Annotated in this window: 3 protein-coding genes; all 3 read right to left on the bottom strand. The window is 38.6% G+C overall.

The genetic code is table 11. The annotated features are described in order from the left end of the window. Nucleotides 1-494, bottom strand: a 494-nt coding sequence (locus L2748_RS23715) for a hypothetical protein (RefSeq protein WP_248957807.1), incomplete at its 3' end; no start/stop codon positions are given. Between the two features lie 264 nt (nucleotides 495-758). Further along, entirely contained in the window at nucleotides 759-1,037 is a 279-nt protein-coding gene (locus tag L2748_RS23710; protein WP_248957806.1) for a hypothetical protein, read from the bottom strand. A 3-nt stretch (nucleotides 1,038-1,040) separates the two neighbouring features. Then, nucleotides 1,041-1,625, bottom strand: coding sequence for a DUF2913 family protein (locus L2748_RS23705; protein WP_248957805.1), 585 nt, complete (start codon nucleotides 1,623-1,625; stop codon nucleotides 1,041-1,043). Nucleotides 1,626-1,889: the final 264 nt, after the last annotated feature.

Below are 1,889 nucleotides of genomic sequence, written 5' to 3'. Positions count from 1 at the left end.
TTCTCCAACTGCTTAGATGACAATGAATTAATGTACTTATCTTCATTAGCCAGCAATACAAACAATTCCTTTGCAACGCTATTAATACTATTCAATGCAGTATCTGACATTTCGGCGCAATTTCGCTCTAAAAATATCTGACCATAAATAATGTATTCGGCCAAAACAGCAATATAACCACCATCAACGCCTACTGCTTTCTTATAAGTAACAAGAGGGGCTTTGATTGGCGATATTTTTACTCTTACTACTCCTCCTCCATAACCATAGGGGTCATGAAAGGATTTCTGCCACAATGTTCTTATGGTGTTAATTATTTCTTTTATAAATTCATCTTTTTGTTGGGGATTTATTCCTGCAAGAAACTTAGCATTTAAGTATTCTTTATTGTTCGAATTTAACTTGTAAAGCTCCTGAACTAAACCTAGGAGCTCCCTTTCACTACAATACTTAAGTTGTTTTTTAACTTCTAACCAGCTTTGATTGGACTTCACTCAACAACCTCTCTCTGTAAAATCAGTTTACTAATGGCTAAGAGGTAAAATGCCTCAGCACGAAATAGCCCCACAACAATAATGACAAGCTTTTAAGTTTGGGTACTGTGTTTTGGATTGTTCCATGGCCGTATAACACCCCACAAACAAACCAACTTCAGAAACCACCAGGCCAACATTTGGACACCATGCAGCATGTAACACTGGATTACTGGAGCCTGGGTTCTCAATCACATAAGTTAAGATTGCCATAACACTTCGTCCTTACTCACATTGCTTACGCTTTTGAAGCCAATCTTCAAGTTTAAATGCAATTGGAACGGGATTGCTCGCCACGGTATAAAAACCATTGGCAAGCCCTGCACAACATTGTCTACAAGGGCCAAGTCCTGGGTACGTTTTCCCGAATTTCTTAAACGCTGCAACAGCAGTATAAGAAGCTCTTGTATCAATCACTTTATCTCCTACAAACCAGCATGTCTTTTGATGAAAAATTAACAGGCCACGTTCGTTTTTTTCAACAACATATACAGTAGCCGTCATATCTTACCTTTTACCTACAGGGTGCAATACGATATGCCCTTGTTTAGCGTCTTCATTGTGTTGCTGTATTTCAGCTAGGAACAAGCCTGTACCATTAATGAAATCGACTAGAGTCGTTACCTTATCCGACTCTAAGAACAGTGACACAGGCGCAACCTGCTCACCTGAAACGATAAAACCATTCTCTACATGCTCTTGCAGCATATAAATGGTGTTCGGGAATGTTTGACTATCACCAAGTACATTCAAAAATTTTGTAGGTATGCCTAATTCCGATTCAATTCGCGTTAATAAGTCAAACAGACGCTTGGCCTCACTCGCATATTGGTCATAACGCTGTGACAACTCTTGAAGCTCAACTAATTTAGCTTCTAAGTCACACGATGCCATACGGCCTAATGACATCAAACTCCTTATTTCCTTTTTACCATCCTTAAACCGCTTATCTTTAATCATAGGTTTGAGATAGCGCACTAAAATTTCATTACGCTTAGCTTTAGGGATAAACCGTTCAGTTTCAGCCACGGTTAAATACAGGTGTAAAAGGGCGTTATCGAGAACGTCACAAAAAATATCAGAAGACTTCAAGCTGGGTATGTATAGGTGAGTAAAGAATAACTAATTTTATCATTATGGGCGTTTGGAGGCTATTTTTACTTCAACTAGCAAAGTGGTGAAATTGACCAATTATTGAGATTCGATAAATTGCGTTTTTCTGGCAAGATAACTTGCTCTTTTGAGCCGTTAGGTAGCAAATTGAGTTGAGTGGTCATAACGCGATGCGCACAATATACATAATGTAAAATTGAGGCTGTTTTAGCAAAATTATCTATGCCTGGTTAGCTCTATCCG

It is taken from the genome of Shewanella sairae (assembly GCF_023283535.1).
Lineage (GTDB): Bacteria > Pseudomonadota > Gammaproteobacteria > Enterobacterales > Shewanellaceae > Shewanella > Shewanella sairae.
Note: the sequence above shows the minus strand (reverse complement) of the source record. Positions and strands in the feature narration are given on the sequence as shown.

Coding starts and splice junctions, on each gene's coding strand:
- L2748_RS23710 (WP_248957806.1), bottom strand. CDS start 1,037: ATGACGGCTACTGTATATGTTGTTGAAAAAAACGAACGTGGCCTGTTA.